The sequence below is a fragment of the Halorientalis salina genome (genome assembly GCF_005049285.1).
GTDB lineage: Archaea > Halobacteriota > Halobacteria > Halobacteriales > Haloarculaceae > Halorientalis > Halorientalis salina.
The window spans coordinates 128,900-144,622 of record NZ_SOSC01000003.1 but is presented as its reverse complement, the minus strand read 5'-3'; the positions used below and the strand labels follow the sequence as shown (position 1 = coordinate 144,622).

General features: G+C 63.4%; 16 protein-coding genes. 5 read left to right on the top strand and 11 right to left on the bottom strand.

What is annotated here, in order from left to right:
- Positions 1-191 precede the first annotated feature (191 nt).
- From E2481_RS07790 to E2481_RS07780, 3 genes are all read right to left on the bottom strand, one after another.
- The gene (locus E2481_RS07790; RefSeq protein WP_136716577.1) at positions 192-416 is read right to left on the bottom strand and encodes a type II toxin-antitoxin system RelE family toxin; all 225 of its coding nucleotides are present in this window, start codon (positions 414-416) and stop codon (positions 192-194) included.
- Positions 409-681 (bottom strand): ribbon-helix-helix domain-containing protein, encoded by a 273-nt coding sequence (locus tag E2481_RS07785; protein WP_136716576.1) that lies wholly within the window; start codon positions 679-681, stop codon positions 409-411. The genes E2481_RS07790 and E2481_RS07785 overlap by 8 nt, the downstream gene beginning before the upstream one ends.
- Positions 682-996: 315 nt before the next feature.
- Entirely contained in the window at positions 997-1,326 is a 330-nt protein-coding gene (locus E2481_RS07780; protein ID WP_136716575.1) for a hypothetical protein, read from the bottom strand.
- Between the two features lie 1,245 nt (positions 1,327-2,571).
- On the opposite strand from E2481_RS07780, the gene E2481_RS07775 reads away from it, so the two are divergent.
- The gene (locus E2481_RS07775; RefSeq protein WP_136716574.1) at positions 2,572-3,330 is read left to right on the top strand and encodes an IclR family transcriptional regulator; all 759 of its coding nucleotides are present in this window, start codon (positions 2,572-2,574) and stop codon (positions 3,328-3,330) included.
- Here E2481_RS07775 and E2481_RS07770 read toward each other — a convergent pair.
- The 4 genes from E2481_RS07770 to E2481_RS07755 are packed head-to-tail and all read right to left on the bottom strand — an operon-like array spanning position 3,321 to position 6,579.
- The gene (locus E2481_RS07770) at positions 3,321-3,782 is read right to left on the bottom strand and encodes a nuclear transport factor 2 family protein (RefSeq protein WP_136716573.1); all 462 of its coding nucleotides are present in this window, start codon (positions 3,780-3,782) and stop codon (positions 3,321-3,323) included. The two genes, E2481_RS07775 and E2481_RS07770, sit on opposite strands and share 10 nt — an antisense overlap.
- Positions 3,779-4,756, bottom strand: a complete 978-nt coding sequence (locus E2481_RS07765; protein WP_136716572.1) for an alpha-ketoacid dehydrogenase subunit beta — start codon at positions 4,754-4,756, stop codon at positions 3,779-3,781. Before E2481_RS07765 ends, E2481_RS07770 begins: the two co-directional genes overlap by 4 nt.
- Positions 4,757-4,758: 2 nt before the next feature.
- The gene (locus E2481_RS07760; protein WP_136716571.1) at positions 4,759-5,739 is read right to left on the bottom strand and encodes a thiamine pyrophosphate-dependent dehydrogenase E1 component subunit alpha; all 981 of its coding nucleotides are present in this window, start codon (positions 5,737-5,739) and stop codon (positions 4,759-4,761) included.
- Positions 5,740-5,799: 60 nt separating this feature from the next.
- Positions 5,800-6,579 (bottom strand): enoyl-CoA hydratase/isomerase family protein, encoded by a 780-nt coding sequence (locus E2481_RS07755; RefSeq protein WP_136716570.1) that lies wholly within the window; start codon positions 6,577-6,579, stop codon positions 5,800-5,802.
- A gap of 157 nt (positions 6,580-6,736) precedes the next feature.
- On the opposite strand from E2481_RS07755, the gene E2481_RS07750 reads away from it, so the two are divergent.
- Positions 6,737-7,003, top strand: a complete 267-nt coding sequence (locus E2481_RS07750) for a HalOD1 output domain-containing protein (protein ID WP_169302398.1) — start codon at positions 6,737-6,739, stop codon at positions 7,001-7,003.
- A 64-nt stretch (positions 7,004-7,067) separates the two neighbouring features.
- Here E2481_RS07750 and E2481_RS07745 read toward each other — a convergent pair whose 3' ends face one another.
- The 3 genes from E2481_RS07745 to E2481_RS07735 all read right to left on the bottom strand — a co-directional run bounded on the left by E2481_RS07745 (position 7,068) and on the right by E2481_RS07735 (position 11,180).
- Positions 7,068-8,078, bottom strand: a complete 1,011-nt coding sequence (locus E2481_RS07745; RefSeq protein WP_136716569.1) for an alcohol dehydrogenase catalytic domain-containing protein — start codon at positions 8,076-8,078, stop codon at positions 7,068-7,070.
- 165 nt (positions 8,079-8,243) lie between these two features.
- Positions 8,244-9,407: an acyl-CoA dehydrogenase family protein gene (locus tag E2481_RS07740; protein WP_136716568.1), complete on the bottom strand. Its 1,164-nt coding sequence runs from the start codon at positions 9,405-9,407 to the stop codon at positions 8,244-8,246.
- 69 nt (positions 9,408-9,476) lie between these two features.
- Positions 9,477-11,180, bottom strand: a complete 1,704-nt coding sequence (locus tag E2481_RS07735) for a 2-oxo acid dehydrogenase subunit E2 (protein WP_136716567.1) — start codon at positions 11,178-11,180, stop codon at positions 9,477-9,479.
- Positions 11,181-11,267: 87 nt separating this feature from the next.
- Here E2481_RS07735 and E2481_RS07730 point away from each other — a divergent pair, with 87 nt between their 5' ends.
- Positions 11,268-11,732: a VOC family protein gene (locus E2481_RS07730; RefSeq protein WP_256867887.1), complete on the top strand. Its 465-nt coding sequence runs from the start codon at positions 11,268-11,270 to the stop codon at positions 11,730-11,732.
- A 49-nt stretch (positions 11,733-11,781) separates the two neighbouring features.
- Entirely contained in the window at positions 11,782-13,317 is a 1,536-nt protein-coding gene (locus E2481_RS07725; protein WP_136716565.1) for an acyl-CoA synthetase, read from the top strand.
- A gap of 9 nt (positions 13,318-13,326) precedes the next feature.
- On the opposite strand, the gene E2481_RS07720 is transcribed toward E2481_RS07725, so the two are convergent.
- Entirely contained in the window at positions 13,327-14,298 is a 972-nt protein-coding gene (locus tag E2481_RS07720) for an aldo/keto reductase (protein WP_136716564.1), read from the bottom strand.
- 155 nt (positions 14,299-14,453) lie between these two features.
- On the opposite strand from E2481_RS07720, the gene E2481_RS07715 reads away from it, so the two are divergent.
- Complete coding sequence (locus E2481_RS07715) at positions 14,454-15,716, top strand: ABC transporter substrate-binding protein (RefSeq protein WP_136716563.1); 1,263 nt, start codon at positions 14,454-14,456, stop codon at positions 15,714-15,716.
- Positions 15,717-15,723: the final 7 nt, after the last annotated feature.

Genomic DNA, 15,723 nt, shown 5'->3' with positions numbered 1-15,723 from the left:
ATCTCTTGATGGTATCCTGGCTTGTCCAGAGTTCATCCAGCGCGTGGATGCGAGTCGCTGCCTTCGTGCCTTCACTGGTAACCGACACAGCGCGTGTATGAAAACTATCGCCGATTGCTACCGGTTTCCTGTCAGTCGTCGTCTGCCTTGTACGCGCCTCTACGATGCTCAATACTATAGATATCCAGTATCTACTCGGCGTGATTGCAGTCGGCAGCGAGTCGGAACTGCCCGATACGGAGTTTCGAGTGTGGCGCACCGGTCAGCGGTTCGAGGTAGTCACCAGGGTCTCGCCACTGGTCGTTTACGATCTCATCCAGCTTGTCAGTGATTCGGTCTTGGGCGTGGTCGTCGAGATCGTCGTAGGTCTGCTTGGCGGGCTTGCGGAACTGCCAGGTCCACTCGTCGTCACTCATCGTCGCCGAGAATTTCCTCGCGGGAGAACGTCTCGCTCTCGCCCGTCCGTCGCGCGTGCTCGACGGCTGCGATTTCTTTCCAGCTCTCGCGGGTCAGGTCCGGGTGCCGAACCGCGTCACGCAAGGCTTCCCGTATGAACTCGCTGCGGCTGTTGTAGCCTTCGTCTTGCCACGTCGCGTCGATGTCTTCGAGGAACGTCTCCGTCAGGCGGATATTGATATTCGTTTTCTCCGGATCGCCGCTAGATGTATCCGTATTCGACATACGCTTGTATTACAGACTGGTGGCAAAGAGTGTTTGCCTTCGTTCAGTCGAAACACTCTTATCAGATTTGTATCAGTTACGATGAAGAAACGTCCTCATCTCGGAGGGTTCGCAGATATCGATATGTGGATCTCTCTAGAATACCGGCTCAAAAGCAGCGGTATTAACGCGTCAAGCACCACTCAACAACTGGCTGACAGTCGTAAAAACTCTGGATGTCCCCGCCAGGGCCCATACACTGCGCTGCATTGTGCGCGTGTGGGACGAGCGACTCTCCTGAATCGTCGACAGTCGTCGTCCCATCCGGGGATTCGGCTACTCCTCTAGCTTCGGGCCCGGTTTCCAGGTATTCCCTTCGAGGACGACCAGGTCGTAGCGTTCGAGCACCTGTAGTGTATCGACGACCGCTTGGGCATCGTAGGAGGCGGCCATGTCCGAGGGCAACTGCTGGGCGATCGCGCTTCGCGTGCCACCGCCCATCTCGACGACCGTGTCCAAGAGGACCGCCAGATCATCGACGAAGGGCTCGATACCCGGCCGTCTGGACCCACCGGATTGCAACTTCGCTATTACGTCATCGTATTTGCCCGATATCTCCATTGATACGGCGACTGTGTCTTCGTCTGGCTCCGTTTTCTCTGTCATTGGGCGAATACTGGGTCTTATCTTCGCAAAAGCGTTTCCATATGGCTCGTTCTCTGATTCGAACTCCGGATTCGAAAACGAGTTCCGAACATCTGTGTTCTGGCGTGTTGCTGGTTGGCCGTGAAGATTCGAACTCGGATGACGATAGATAGAAGTAGATAACATAGCTTATAACTAAAATTTGCTAAATTACGTATACTGATGCGCTACTTGTGGCTATTATACTACTAATATCTTTATTTAGATCTACTTTTGGCTACTATCGGTGTTTATGAGCAATTTATAGAATCAAAAACCTATATTCTCTTCTAAAATACCTCTAGCGAAGGGCTGTCAGAACAGATTGCCGACAGAATAACGATGGTATTTGTGTTATTCTAGTCGTCTCGGGAAGCTTCTCCAAACACTATCACGAGCGGGTACGGAGATCGCGACTTGTACTGTGGCTGATCTCAGTGTTCCGTGCAGGGTAAATTTCGAGGGCGATGGGGGCAGTTCGGGTGGAAGGCGGACCGAGGTCGCCGGCCTCGCAGACGAATCCGACCTGAATCCGATCGGATCGGGGATGGAGCAGCGGTGGCCGACGTCCGGGGACGATCACGTGAGCCCCCGTTCACCGCCTACAAGTTCGATCGTCAGGGACTCGCAGCGGCCACGGCCAGGGCGGACTGCGACCGCTGTCGAGTGAGGTCGACGGTATCTTCTCGTCGCACTCCTCCCCGAGGACGCCGCGGCCCTGGCCGACGAGTACGACCGGGTGACCGAGATCTGACGAACGGCTCCCTCCGATCTCTCTAACAAACGTACTGGTGTTATTTTGGTGCGCTGTACGCGAGTAGATCGCTGTCCGGTAATGCCGCCCCTGAAATATCAGAAGTCAGAATATAGGATATCGGCGTGAAACTACGTGAGATGCAATTTTTGGGTAGATAATGGAATATTATACTGAGATATGATATGTACTTTTCCCAGTGCATTCTGACGAGAACCCGGGTAAACGCCGAAACTGGCCGATATAGGCTTCCAGTGCCGTATCGGTCTGCGTTTGGTACTGCCGGATGGCTGCTCTTTAGATGGTGTGTGTCAACATGTACCGAGACTGTGTCCTGCTAACGATGTTTGCAGAAATAAACGGATATTCTTCGAATCTCTGTTTACTTTCGTCCTCTGGCGGTATCTCCGGAACTTCGAGGGTGTGTCCGGTGATGCCGGAAACTTTTCGTTCCTGGAGATTCATGTTCACGTATGTCACGTGACCTACCCATCAACTCCCTGCGGACGTCCTTCGAGATCATCGAGACGATCGCGGATCGGGATGGAGCGGGGGTCTCTGAGCTGACTGCCGCGATGGATCGGCCGAAGAGCACGGTGTACGATCATGTGGTGACCCTGTACGAACTCGGGTATCTGGTGCAGCGAGGCGAGAAATACCACATCAGTTCGGACTTCCTCCGGATGGGGGACATCAACCGTCGTAACACGGAGATATACCAGGCTGCGAGCGACGAACTCGAACGGCTGGCGGCCGAAACGGGCGAACACGCCAGCCTCACGGTCGAGGAACACGGGAAAGCAGTGATCATCGCCACCGAGGAAGGGACGGAAGCCATCCCGGTCAACATCTACAACGGGATCGTGATGCACATGCACACTGCGGCACCGGGGAAGGCGATACTCGCGTACCTCGACGACGACAGGGTGTCCGACATCATCGACAAGCACGGGCTGGTCGAGCGGACCGAGAACACGATCACCGACCGCGACGAACTGGCCGACGAACTGGAGTGGATCCGCGAACACAACTACGCGCTCGACGACGAGGAGCGACTGACGGGCATGCGATCGATCGCCGCCCCGGTGATCGACCGCAAGGAACGTATCCGGGGGTCGCTGGCGATTTACGGGCCGACGAACCGCATCGACGACGAACGGTTCCGCGAGGAGTTTCCGGAGTTGCTCATGCGCTCGGGCAACATCGTCGAAGTGTTGATGAACTACGACTGATCGTCACCGACGATTTCGGCCCAGCCCTCGTCGTACTCGGCGAAGTAGTTGAAATCGGCGACGACCTCGGCGAACAGCCACTCGCCGTCGACCAGTTCGTACTCGTCGTCGTAGACGCCCTGGATCCATCCCGCCGAGCCGTTCGCGAACGTACAGGGGACCTCGAAGTACCAGTTCCCGGTGGCCGTCGTTCCCTCGATGTCGATGATCGGGTTGTGGACCATGTGCGCCAGGAACGGGTGTTCCTCCCCGACGACGTTCTCGGCAAAGTCTCGGACCGCGTCCCGTCCGTCGAAGGTGCCGATGGGACCGAAATCGAGGTGTGCGTCCTCGGTGAAAAGCGCCGCGTAGCCGTCCCAGTCTCGGGAGTCGATGCAGTAGCAGTACGCCGCGCGCAGTTCGGTGATCGCCTCTCGGTGCTCCAGTCGCGTGATTCGGTCTTCCAGGCTCATAGTCGGGGCATTCCTCGGATCGCGGTTTCGATGTCCGATGCGTCGGGGACGACGGCCTCGGTCAGCGGCGGCGAGAACGGGATCGGCGTGTCGTCGACGCCGACGACCTCGACCGGCGCTTCGAGGTGATAGAACGCCTCTTCCTCGATGCGTCTGGCAATGTAGGACGCCGGCCCGTTCTGGATGACGGACTCGTCGGCGACGACGACGCGACCGGTCTTTTTCGCGCTCTCGACGAGCGTCTCGACGTCCAGCGGTTTCAGCGTCCGCGGGTTGATGACCTCGACGCTGATGTCGTCGGCCACCGACGACGCCACGTCGAGCGCGTAGTGGAGCATCTTCTGGGTGGCGACGACCGTCACGTCCGCACCCTCGCGTTCGACCGCCGCTTCACCGAGGGGCAGCGTGTAGGACTTCTCGGGGACCTCTCCCTCGCGGTTGTACAGCTCCATGTGCTCGAAAAAGACCACCGGGTCGTCGCTCCGGATGGCGCTTTTGAGCAGGCCTTTGGCGTCGTACGCGGTGTTCGCGAGCACGACCCGGACGCCGGGCATGTGCATGAACAGGCCGTGCAGGCTCTTCGAGTGCTGGGCGGCGGCGTTCGACCCGGGGCCGCCGTTGACGGTCCGGATCGTCAGGGGAACGGTCACGTCGCCGCCGAACATGTACTTGAAGAGGCCGGCCTGGTTCATCACCTGGTCGGCTGCCAGTCCCATGAAGTCGGCGTACATGATCTCCGCGATGGGACGGGAGCCGGTCAGCCCCGCACCGGCGCTGCTCCCGACGATCGCCGCCTCGCTGATCGGGGTGTCGATGACCCGGTCGCCGCCGAACTCGTCGTGGAGTCCCCTGGTGACGGCGAAACTGCCACCCGCCTTCCCGATGTCCTCGCCGATGAGGTACGCCGAGTCGTCGCGGGCGAGTTCTTCCGACAGTGCGTCGTTGATCGCGTGTCGCATCGATTTCTCCGGCATCGTCAGATCTCCTCCGTGTAGACGCCCTCGAAGGCCGCTTCCTCGTCGGGATAGTCGCTGTCCCTGGCGAACTGGACCGCCTCGTCGATGCGGTCGCGCGCCGCCGCGCGCATCTCCTCGATCTCGTCCTCGTCTATATGGCCGCCCTCGACGAGCGACGCTTCGAGGGTGTCGATCGGATCTCGCTCCCGCCACTGTTCGACTTCTTCGTCGGTTCGATAGGTCGTCGGATCGCCCTCGTAGTGGCCGTGATACCGGTACGTCTCACAGATGAGCAGCGAGGGGCCGCCGCCGTCCCGAGCGCGCTCGACCGCCTCGGCCGTCGCCTCGTACACGTCCTGGACCGACATGCCGTCGACGGTCTCGGCGGGCATGTCGTAGACCTCGCCGCGAGCCTCGAACCCGTCGACGTTGTGCTGGTCTTCCGCGGGCGTCATCTCCCCGTACTGGTTGTTCTCGCAGACGAACACCACGGGGAGGTCCTGGACGCCCGCGAGGTTCATCGACTCGTGGACGACGCCCTCGGCCATCGAGCCCTCGCCGAAAAACGACAGACAGACGCGGTCCTCGTCGGACTGCTCGATGGACAGCCCCGCCCCGGCCGCCAGCGACGGGCCGGCACCGACGATCCCGTTTGCACCGAGCATCCCCTGGTCGACGTCGGCGATGTGCATACTCCCGCTTTTCCCGCCGCAGTACCCGGTCTCCTTGCCGAACAGTTCGGCCATCATCCGGTCCGGTTCGAGTCCCTTGGCGATGGAGTGGCCGTGCCCGCGGTGCGTGCTCGTGATGTAATCGTCGTCGTCGATGGCCCAGCAGGCACCGGTTGCCACCGCCTCCTGCCCGAGACAGAGGTGGACGAACCCCGGCAGTTCGTTGTCCTCGAACAGTGAACTCACCCGGGTCTCGAACTCCCGTATCAGGATCATCTCCTGGAGTTGGTCGGCCAACTGTTCCGCGTGCGCTGCTACCTCGTCTGGCATGGACTGATATGACGATGGGGGCCACAAAAAACTATGTACCGGTGTCAGGCGACTGCCATGCTACTCGCCGAAGGATGGATCGCGTTTCTCGACGAACGCCGCCAGACCCTCCTCTTTGTCCTCGGTCTCGAAGAGCAGTCCGGCCAGGGCCGCCTCCAGTTCCAGTCCGGAGTCCAGTTGCGCCCTGGTCTCGTTGATGGACTTCTTGGCGAACCACTGCGCGACCGGCGGGCCGTCCGCGAGCTCCGCGGCCAGGTCGTCGATGCGCGCCTCGAACTCCTCGTCGTCGACAACTTCGTTGGCGAGGCCGATGTCGGCGGCCTCGCTCGCCGAGATGTGTTTGCCGGTCAGAATCAGCTCTTTGGCCTTCAGATAGCCCACGAGGTGGGCGAGACGCTGTGTGCCGCCCGCGCCCGGGATGATTCCCAGTCCGATCTCCGGGAGGCCGAACCTGGCGCTTTCCGTTGCGACGATGAGGTCACACATGAGCGCGATCTCGGTGCCGCCACCGAGTGCGACCCCGTTGACCGCCGCGACGACGGGCACGTGACTGCCCTCGATCGCGTCTTCGAGGTCGCCCATCGCCTCCCGGAACTCGCTGCGGAACCAGATCCCCGACCGGTCCTGGAACTCCTTGATGTCGCCACCACCGATGAAGGCGTCGTCGCCCTCGCCGGTGAGGACGACCGTTTGAACCTCCTCGGAGAGGGCGTCGATCGCGTCGGCGAGTTCGATCAACACCTGCGTGTTGACCGCGTTCATCGCGTCCGGCCGCGCCACGCGAACTGTCCCGATAGATCCGTCTCGCTCGACTGCAACTGTCTGGTACTCTGCTGACATCCCTCGACTCTTCGCGGTGTCCGCTCATAATAGTTGTCCACCCTGCGGATAGCGGACCCGGAACCGCGATGCGATCTCCCAGTCCCGTCAGATGCACAGTAGCGGTGTGTACGTGGTAGTAACATTCTTACAAGTCCGAACTGAGAATCACGTACGGATGCTACCTAATCGTAGCCCGAGAGGGAACGACGAGCCGCCGGACGACCCCGTGTCGACGAAAATCGTCAGGCAGGTCGCGGCAGAGACGGGCCGAGACGTGCTGAATCTGTCACCACTACAAGAGACGATCGATCCAGACGCGCTGGACGCCGTCGTGGAATCATCCACGCCGGACACGACCCTCGGAATTCGATTCACGTACGAGGGATATATCGTGACGGTCGACGGGTCCGGGACCGTAACCCTCTCGTCTGACAACAAGTAGCGACACGTCGTCCCGCCTCGACAGCCACGGACGGTACGTTTCCCTCGCTTCAGTGAGCTACAGCTCAGGGCGTGATGACGAGGTTCCCGACGACGGTCCGGTCTCGCATGTCGGCGAACGCCTGCCCGGCGCGGTCGAGCCCATACGTCTCGTGAACGGGCGGCTCGACGGCTCCGTCCTCGTAGAAGTCGACGACGCGTTCGAGGTCGGCCTGGGTCCCCATCGTGCTCCCGATCACCCGCTTGTGTTCGAGGAACAGCTCCTGCGTGTCGATCTCGGAGAACTGCCCGGCCGTCCGACCGCAGATGACCATCCGGCCGCCCCGGCCGAGCGCGGACAGGCACGCGTCCGTGAACTCTCCGCTCAGGTGATTGATGACGGCGTCGACGGGCTCGACGTCGGCCAGTTGCTCGCCCAGTTCCGTCACGTCCGTCGCCTGGATCAATTGGTCGGCACCGAACGCCGGCAGTCGGTCGAGTTTCGCTTCCGACGAGGAGGTACAGATCGACCGGACTCCCATCGCGTCCGCCAGTTGCGTGGCCGCGACGCCGACGCCCCCTGTCGCGCCGGGAATCAGCACGGTATCGCCGGCGTCGACCTCGGCGCGCCGGAGCATGTGCCAGGCGGTCATGTACGCGACCGGCAGGGCGGCCGCTGCCACCAGATCCACGTCCTCGGAGACGGGGACGAGTCGGTCGGCGTCCACGACCGCCTGCTCGGCGAAGCCGCCGTGGAAGAGGCTGTACTCCCGACAGAGGTTCTCCGGCCCGTCCCGGCAGAACCGACACGACCCGCAGGTCAGCATGGGATTCAACACGACCGGGTCGCCCGGCTGGAGGTCGTCGACGCCGTCGCCGGTCTCCCGAACCGTGCCCGCCACGTCGACGCCGGAGACGAACGGGAGGTGCTCCTCCTTTAATCTGAAGTCGCCTTCGAGGTAGAGGAGGTCGTGTCTGTTCACCGATGCGCCTGCGACGTCGACGATCGCCTGGTCGGCGTCCGCAGTCGGCGCTTCGACGTCGATCGCTTCGACTCCCGACGGGCCACCAAGGGCCGTAAAGGCTGCTGCACGCATGCTCTCTCCTTTCGGACCCTCACGATTATACTTTCCTGCTAGTCCCCGACTGGGAACGTCGTCGTCGGAGCGCAAGGATGTGGGTCGAAGAAACCGAAATCCGTGGTATCTGATCTGTGACGCCTCTTGTCGGGTCCGTCGGGACCCTGTCCGACCGGCAATCCTTCAGTACGACCGCGGGAGATCGAGGACGCTCGTGCTGACGAACGACTTGACCAGTTCGTCGCTGACCGGCGCGACGCGTGCGAGGCGAACGTCGCGGAAGAGACGCTCGACGTGGTACTCGTCGGCAAAGCCCATGCCGCCGTGGGTCTGGATCGCCTGGTCACAGGCGTTGAACCCGGCGCGGGCACCCATGAACTTCGCGGCGTTGGCCTCCATCGAGCAGTCCTCGCCCTTGTCGTACAGCGAGGCGGCGTTGTAGATCATGAGCTTTGCCGTCTCCAGTTCCATCTTCGACTCGGCCAGCGGGAACTGGACGCCCTGGTTTTTCCCGATCGGACGCTCGAAGGCCTCGCGTTCCTTCGCGTAGTCGACCGCCAGGTCCAGCGCCAGCTCGCCGGCCGCCAGCGGGATCGCCGCCCAGATGATCCGCTCGGTGTTGAGCGTCCCGAGGACGTGGTAGAACCCCTTGTCCTCCTCGCCCAGCAGGTTCGCCTCGGAGACGCGCACGTCGTCGAGGACGACCTCGCAGGAGCCCAGACAGCGCATGCTGAGCTTGTCGATCTTGTTGACGGTGATGCCGTCGGCGTCGGAGGGCACGACGAAAAGCGAGATGCCGCCGTGGCGGGAATCCTCATCCATCGGCGACGTCCGCGCGAGGGTGACGATGTAATCGGAGACGTGTGCCCCCGTCGTCCAGACCTTCGTCCCGTTGAGCACGTACTCGTCGCCGTCCTTCTCGGCGGTCGTCTTGATGCCGGCCGTGTCGAGGCCGGCGTCCGGTTCCGTGAGCCCGAGCGACACGATGGCCCCGTCGGCGATCTCGGGGAGCCAGCGTTCCTTCTGGTCCTCGTTGGCGTGTTCGTTGAGCGAGATGCCGCCGAACACCGGGCCGAGCGTGAGCAGGTTCGGGCCACTGACGCCCCCGCCGTTCCGTCCGAGAGCCAACCCCACCGCGGCGACCTCTTCCATGCCGAGTCCCTCGCCACCGTACTCCTGGGGCACGGTCAGTCCCGTGAACCCGGCCTCCGTCAGGTCGTCCCAGATCTCGTGTGGGAACTCCTCGGCCTCGTCTTTCTCCCGCCAGTAGTCGAGCGGGTAGTCCGAACAGATATCTTTCGTCAACCGTTGCATCATCTGCTGCTCCTGGGAGAGAGCGAAATCCATCACTGGAATATTCCGGTCACATGTCTTAGTGTTTTTGTTAGGCTACCTGCACGTCGCGACCGGTCGCCCTCAGACCCCCACGATCTCCGGGTCCCTGAGGCCGCTTATCGTGTCCGCGTACGCCGACTCCCGGCACGCGGCGTAGAGGAGCCGTTTCGTCGTCGCCGGCGTCGCGCCGTTGGGCGACCCGATCGCGATCGACGGCCGACCGCCGTCGAGGGCCACCTCGAAATCGGGGACCGGCCAGTCGTGACTCGCGGCGATCTCGTCCGCCTGCGCCGCGACGTCGCGCGTGACGACCGTCGCGATGTCGGCGTCGCCCGTGGCGGATTCGTCATGTGTTTCGCCACCGGTCCCCGTCCGAGCGCCCGAGCGGTCCGCGACGACCAGCGACGGCGACTCGACGCCCTCGGTGAGGGTATCCAGGAACCGGGCGGCGTCCGCACCGTCAACCACACGGTGATCGAAGGACAGCGAGAGCGTACAGGTGCGCCCGTCGCCGTCCTCGCGGACCCGACCGACCCCCAGGATGGCGACCTGCGGCGGGTTGATGATCGGATCGAACGAATCGACGCCGAACATCCCGAGGTTGGTGATGGTGAAGGTCCCGCCCTGGAGGTCGTCCATCGTGTGTTGGCCGTCGAGGACGACCTCGGTGAGCCGTCGCCGCTCGGCGGCGATCCCGGCCAGCGACCGCTCCCCCGCCGACCGGATCACCGGGGTCAGCAGGCCCCTGTCCGTGTCCACGGCCACCGCGACGTTGCGCTCGGCGACGTATCTGATCGTCTCGTCCTCGAACCAGGCGTTGAACACGGGATACGCCGCGAGCGCGCGGACAGACGCCCCGACCAGGAGGTCGGTGAACCCGATACTCGCGTCCCGCTGGTTCGACAGTTCCTCGGCCGTCTCGAACGCCCGTTCGACGTCGATCTCGCGGTTGAGCGTGACGTGGGGCGCCTGCCGTGCTGACTGGGACATCCGGTCGGCGATCGTCCCGCGCATCCCCGAGAGTGGTTCTTCCTCCGTGATCGTGACGCCCGAGTGGTCGACGGTCGTGGTGGTACCGCTCGACGCCGCCGACTCCGTGGTTGCCGGTCGCTCGGCCTGCCCGGCGGCGGCGCGAACGTCGGACTCGGTGATGCGCCCACCGATCCCCTGGCCCTCGACCTCGTCGAGGGAGACGCCGAGTTCCCGCGCCAATCGCCGCGTGCTCGGACTCGAGAAGTCGTGTCCGGACGAACCCGTCGCCACCGCGTCACCGTCGGCCTCCTGCGCATCGAGGACCGCCTCCACGTCGCTCCGGAGGACCGCTCCCTCGGGGCCGTTGCCGTCGATCGCTGCGAGATCGACGTCGTGTTCCCGTGCGAGTTTGCGCGCGCCCGGGGCCGCCCGTTCGCCGTCGTCGCTCTCGCCCGCGGTCTCCTCGGCCGCGGACTCCTCGGCCCCTGTCTCCTCGGGTGTCGCTTCCGAGTCGCCCGCGTCGTCTTCGTCGTCGACGCGACTGCGGGGCTCGGGCGCGTCCGCGAGGCTCTCGTCGGGGCCGAGTACGACCCCGAGGACCGTTCCCGGCGGCACCGACTCCCCGGCGTCGACGTCGACTCGCGCGAGCGTCCCGTCCTGATCGGCGGTGACCTCCGCGGACGCCTTCTCGGACTCGACCTCCCCGAGGACCGTCCCGTCCGTTACTTCGTCCCCTTCGTCGACGTGCCACTCGACGAGGAGGCCGGTTTCCATCGTGTTACCCATCATCGGCATCCTGACTGCCTGTACCATTGCTCGTCCAACTATCCAAACCGGAGGACCAAAACAGTAGCGTCGGCGGTGAGTTTCAAGACCCCGCCCGCCGATAGCTTCGACGCCATGCACGTAGTCGGCATCGACAGAATCGTGATCGCCACCGACGACCTCGACCGCACGTCCGGGACGCTCTCGGACCGCCTCGACATCGGGTTCGGCGAGTTACTCTCGCTGACGACCGAGACCTCGGCCGGGAGTCACGACCTCCAGAGCGTCATCGACGACAGCGGGGTCGGCATCGATATCGTCTCGTCGGACTCGGCCGACGGCGACGACGCGGTGGGGCAGTTCGTCGACGAACACGGCACCGGCCTGTACGCGCTGGCGCTTCAGGTCGCCGACCTCGACGCGGCCCGTGCGGACCTGGCGGCCGACGGCGTCGATCCCGTCGGCGAGATCGCGGCCGGCGAGTTCACCGAGTACCTCTATCACCCACGCGACTTCGACGGCCTGTTCGTGTTCCTCGCCGAGTTCCCCCACGCCTACGAGTCGAACTACCGCCTGGCAGCGTTGCGCGACCAGTCGTGACAAAAAATATACAAAATCACTAAGCGTCGGACACACGGAGGGGTTTGATATGCGACAAGCGAACTTCGGTTACATCGTCCGAAAGAAGTCGTACTACCACCCCGACGACGTGGCCATCGTCGAACAGACCACGCGCGAGGAACACACCTACGCCGAGCTCGAACGGCGCTCGAACAGTATCGCCGCAGAGCTCCGGGCCCGCGGCGTCGGCGAGGGCGACCGTATCAGTGGGCTCTTCCGCAACTCCGCGGAGTTCTTCGAGCTGTTTTTCGCGACGTGTAAACTCGGTGCCGTCGTCGTGCCGTTCAACTACCGGCTGTCGCCCGCCGAACTCGAATACCTGAACGACGACGCCGACCCCGAACTGTTCGTCTACGAGGGCGTCTTCGAGGAGACGGCCGCAGCACTGCCCCTCGACGGGGTGCCGGCGGTCCGCATCGGAGACGCTGACGGCGAGGAGCGAGTGACGGCCGACGACTGGGACTCGTTCTACGACCGCGACCCCGGCGAGGTCGAGGTGGCCGACGTGTTCGAGGACCCGGCCGTGCTGTTGTACACCAGCGGCTCGACCGGGCGGCCCAAGGGCGTCCCCATCTCTCACAAGAACCTGTTTTTCTCGTCGGTGAGCTACGTCGTCGACACCGAACTCGACAGCGACGACGTGACCGTGACCTCGGCCCCGATCTTCCACGTCGGCGGGCTCAACATCTTCACGCTCCCCCTGCTCCACGCGGGCGGGACGGTGATCCTCCAGCAGGAGTTCGAACCCGCCGAGACCTGGGAGATCATGGCCGACTACGACGTGACCAAGACCTTCGCCGTCCCGACGATGCTCAACTCGATGATTTCCGTCGAGGGCTGGCAGGAGTACGACCTGGACGCTCTGGAACTGGTCGTCGGTGGCGGCGAACCGGTCCCGACCGAACTCAAGGAGGCCTTCGCGGCGATCGACGTTCCCTGTGTCGCGGCCTACGGCCTGACCGAGACGACCGACGGGTCGCTGTTCCTCCGCCCCGAGGACGCCATGGACAAACCGCCCAAGTGCAACGGGAAGACGTTCACGCACGTCGACGCGAAGGTCGTCGACGAGGGCGGCGAGGAGTGCCCGCCGGGCGAGGCGGGGGAACTCCTCCACCGCGGGCCGACCGTCGCCGACGGCTACCTGGAACTCCCCGAGAAGACCGCCGAGGACTTCGACGAGGACGGCTGGTTCCACACCGGCGACATCGCCGAGGTCGACGAGGACGGCTTCTATCACATCCACGGCCGCATGGACAACATGATCATCACCGGCGGGGAGAACGTCTACCCTTCCGAGGTCGAGGAAGCGCTGTACTCCCACGACCGGGTCGACGAGGTCGTCGTCATCGGCGTCGACGACGAGAAGTGGGGCGAGATCGTCAAGGCCGTGATCGCGACGACGGACGGCGAACCGATCGGAGACGAGGAACTCGACGAGTTCCTCGGCGACCGTCTCGCGCGGTTCAAACACCCGAAAGAAGTCACGTTCGTCGACTCGCTCCCGAAAAGCGGCACCGGGAAGATCGAACGCCAGGCCGTCTTCGACCGCCACGCCGACCAGTAGGCCGCGCCGTTACCAGCGGGCGGGTTCGACCGGTTCGTACGGCTCTTCGAGGTAGTCCAGATCGCTATCGGACAGCGAGATGTCGAGCGCCTCGACGGCCTCCCGGAGGTGTTCGACGCTCGTCGTGCCGATGATGGGGGTGGTGACGACGTCCTTGTGGAGCAGCCAGGCCAGCGCGATCTGTGCCATGCTGGCCCCCTCGTCGGCTGCGACCTGCTGCACTCGCTCGTTGATCTCGCGTCCGCCGCCGACGTGATAGGGGTTGTCGAGGACCCAGGGGTCGGCGTCGGGACGGTCGCTCGCCTTCCACTCCTCGTGAGGGCGAGTCAGGTACCCACGGGCCAGCGGCGACCACGGCATCACGGCGACGTTCTCCTGTTCACAGAGTGGCAGTAACTCCCGCTCCTGTTCGCGGTAACAGAGGTTGTAGTGTGGCTGCATCGAGACGAACCGGCTGAGTCCGTGCACGTCGCTCGTACGTAGGGCGGTCCCGAACTGATACCCCCACATCGAACTCGCGCCGACGTAGCGGGTCTTCCCGCGGCGGACGGCGTCGTCGAGTGTCCGGACCGTCTCCTCGATGGGCGTGTTCTCGTCCCAGCGATGGATCTGGTAGAGGTCGACGGTGTCCATGCCGAGTCGCTCGAGGCTGGCGTCGAGTTCCTGCTCGATGGTCTTCCGCGAGAGCCCGCCCGAGTTCGGGTCGTCCTCGCGCATCTGGAAGTACACCTTCGTCGCAACGACGCTCTCCTCGCGGCGGCCCTCCAGGGCGTTCCCGAGAATGCGCTCGGACTCACCCGTCGAGTACATGTTGGCGGTGTCGAAGAAGTTGATCCCCAGATCGATCGCCTCCTCGATGATCTCGGTCGCTGCTTCGTCTTCGAGGACCCACTCCCGCCAGTCCGTCGATCCGAAACTCATACAGCCCAGACACAGTCGGCTGACCGTGGTTCCCGTCGGTCCGAACGTCGTGTACTCCATAGGTAAAACTCGTAACACAGCCGCAAAGACCTTTGGGGGCCGGTAACACGATCGTCCTCACTGGCCGACGTAGTGACCTCTCACCGACATATTAATGTAATAATTCCTAATACTTCCACAATATATAAGTAACCGCTCGGTTAACTCGGCTACGTATGCCAAAAGATGCCAATAACTCGGGTACGTCCAGGCGTCAGTACCTCAAATACGCCTCAGCAGGGTCCGCAGTCGCACTGGCCGGGTGTCTGACCGGCGACAGCGGCAGTGGCTCGGAGAGCATCATGATCGGTGCGACGATTCCGGAGAGCGGTCCGTACGGGAACATCGGGAAAAACCAGGTGAAGGGCGTCGAACTGGCAGTCAAGCACGCCAACGAGGACGGGGACGTAAGCGACACCGAAGTCGAGGTGGCGTTCCGCGACACCAAGACCGACACGCAGGAGGCGACCCAGGTCGCCCGCGAACTGCTCCGTCAGGAGAACGCGGACTTCCTCGCGGGGAACTTCTCCAGCAGCGTCGCGCTGGCGATCGGCGAGCTGGCACAGCGCGAGGACGTCATCTACACGTGCGTGGGCGGCAGTAACGCCATCACCGGGAGCGACTGCCGGTCGAACGTCTTCAACGCCGGGAACAGTGCGGTTCAACAGACCAGCGGTGGACTCAAGTACGCCCTCGACGAGGGGCTCGGCGAGAGCGTCTACGAGATCTCGGCCGACTACTCCTGGGGCCAGTCGATCCAGGCGTGGAACGAGAACCAGATCGTGTCGTCCTACGACGACGTGGAGTACCTCGGCAACAGCTTCGTCGAGTTCGGGGCGACGGACTACTCGCAGGCGATCACCGACGCGCGCAGCTCCGGGGCCGACATCATCAGCTTCAACCTGTTCGCGTCGAACCACGTCCAGAGCGCCCGTCAGGCCGACGAGTACGACCTCTTCGACGACTTCGTCTGCGTCTGGCCGGCGACGGGTATCATCGAGGCCGAACAGATCGGTTCGGACATCCTGAGCAGGGACAACTTCTACGCGAGCGCGCCGTGGTACTGGCAACACGAAGCGGAGGGCGCACAGGCGTTCTCCGAGGCCTTCCAGAGCGAGTACGGCGAACGCCCGCTCGGGTTCTCCGCGAGCATGTACGCGGGCGTCCGCACGACGCTCAAGGCGATCGACGCCGCCGGCGGCACGGAAACCGCGGACATCAGGGACCAGATGGAAGACCGCGAGCTGTTCCCGCAACTGTGGGGCGTCGGTGAGAAGTTCCGGGCCTGCGACCACCGCGCGAGCATCTCGACCATGACCGTGCAGGGTCGGGACCCGTCCGACGTGGACGGGCAGAACTTCTTCGAGGTCATCAACGTTCCCCAGAACCCAGAGGAGACGCAGATGCGGACCTGCGACCAGACGGGCTGCTCGTTCTAGACTCTAC

Coding starts and splice junctions, on each gene's coding strand:
- E2481_RS07790 (WP_136716577.1), bottom strand. CDS start 416: ATGAGTGACGACGAGTGGACCTGGCAGTTCCGCAAGCCCGCCAAGCAG.
- E2481_RS07785 (WP_136716576.1), bottom strand. CDS start 681: ATGTCGAATACGGATACATCTAGCGGCGATCCGGAGAAAACGAATATC.
- E2481_RS07780 (WP_136716575.1), bottom strand. CDS start 1,326: ATGACAGAGAAAACGGAGCCAGACGAAGACACAGTCGCCGTATCAATG.
- E2481_RS07775 (WP_136716574.1), top strand. CDS start 2,572: ATGTCACGTGACCTACCCATCAACTCCCTGCGGACGTCCTTCGAGATC.
- E2481_RS07770 (WP_136716573.1), bottom strand. CDS start 3,782: ATGAGCCTGGAAGACCGAATCACGCGACTGGAGCACCGAGAGGCGATC.
- E2481_RS07765 (WP_136716572.1), bottom strand. CDS start 4,756: ATGCCGGAGAAATCGATGCGACACGCGATCAACGACGCACTGTCGGAA.
- E2481_RS07760 (WP_136716571.1), bottom strand. CDS start 5,739: ATGCCAGACGAGGTAGCAGCGCACGCGGAACAGTTGGCCGACCAACTC.
- E2481_RS07755 (WP_136716570.1), bottom strand. CDS start 6,579: ATGTCAGCAGAGTACCAGACAGTTGCAGTCGAGCGAGACGGATCTATC.
- E2481_RS07750 (WP_169302398.1), top strand. CDS start 6,737: ATGCTACCTAATCGTAGCCCGAGAGGGAACGACGAGCCGCCGGACGAC.
- E2481_RS07745 (WP_136716569.1), bottom strand. CDS start 8,078: ATGCGTGCAGCAGCCTTTACGGCCCTTGGTGGCCCGTCGGGAGTCGAA.
- E2481_RS07740 (WP_136716568.1), bottom strand. CDS start 9,407: ATGGATTTCGCTCTCTCCCAGGAGCAGCAGATGATGCAACGGTTGACG.
- E2481_RS07735 (WP_136716567.1), bottom strand. CDS start 11,180: ATGGTACAGGCAGTCAGGATGCCGATGATGGGTAACACGATGGAAACC.
- E2481_RS07730 (WP_256867887.1), top strand. CDS start 11,268: ATGCACGTAGTCGGCATCGACAGAATCGTGATCGCCACCGACGACCTC.
- E2481_RS07725 (WP_136716565.1), top strand. CDS start 11,782: ATGCGACAAGCGAACTTCGGTTACATCGTCCGAAAGAAGTCGTACTAC.
- E2481_RS07720 (WP_136716564.1), bottom strand. CDS start 14,298: ATGGAGTACACGACGTTCGGACCGACGGGAACCACGGTCAGCCGACTG.
- E2481_RS07715 (WP_136716563.1), top strand. CDS start 14,454: ATGCCAAAAGATGCCAATAACTCGGGTACGTCCAGGCGTCAGTACCTC.